Raw genomic sequence first — 689 nt, 5'->3', positions numbered from 1 at the left:
CCAGGTGATCCAATCAACCCTAACGATCCAGATGGTCCAAAATGGCCAGCTGAAGCAGGTGAAGTATCCAAGGATGTAACGTTAACTGTCACATACAGTGGTGCCGGTGACCAAACACCAGCAGATAACGTGCAAACTGCAACATGGTCACGGACAGTTACAGTTGACAAGGTTACAGGTGAAGTAGTTTCATCTACCGAATGGACATCAGATAAGGAAACTTACGATGCTGTAACGACACCAGTGATTACAGGTTACTATGCTGACACAGCTGAAGTAACAGCCCAAACAGTAACGCAAGAAAATATTATAATTCCAGTTGTGTACAAAGAATTAGGTAAGATCGTACCAGTTGACCCAGATGGCAACCCAATTCCAGGTGCAGAAACACCTACCTACAACAACGATCCAAGTGATCCAACTAAGGGTGGCATCACAGATGTACCAGAAGTTCCTGGCTATGTACCACAAGTACCAAGTGTGACACCAGAAAACCCAGGTGAAGATACACCGGTAGTTTATGTACCAGTAACTCCTGAAGCACAAACTCAAACAGCGACGATCACTTATGTTGACAGTACAACAGGCGAAACGATCCAAGTTGATACAGTTACAGGTGAATCAGGCTCAACGATCAACTACAGCACCGCTGATGTGATCAAAGAACTTGAAGAAAAGGGTTATGTCTT

Annotated in this window: 1 protein-coding gene; it reads left to right on the top strand. The window is 44.4% G+C overall.

What is annotated here, in order from left to right; translation table 11 throughout:
- The coding region (locus FC32_RS10685; RefSeq protein ID WP_420835862.1) for a mucin-binding protein at positions 1-689 on the top strand (689 nt) is incomplete at both ends.

This window comes from Ligilactobacillus apodemi DSM 16634 = JCM 16172 (assembly GCF_001434405.1).
In the GTDB taxonomy this organism is placed as follows: Bacteria; Bacillota; Bacilli; order Lactobacillales; family Lactobacillaceae; genus Ligilactobacillus; species Ligilactobacillus apodemi.
This window is presented reverse-complemented; position numbering and strand designations above follow the sequence as displayed.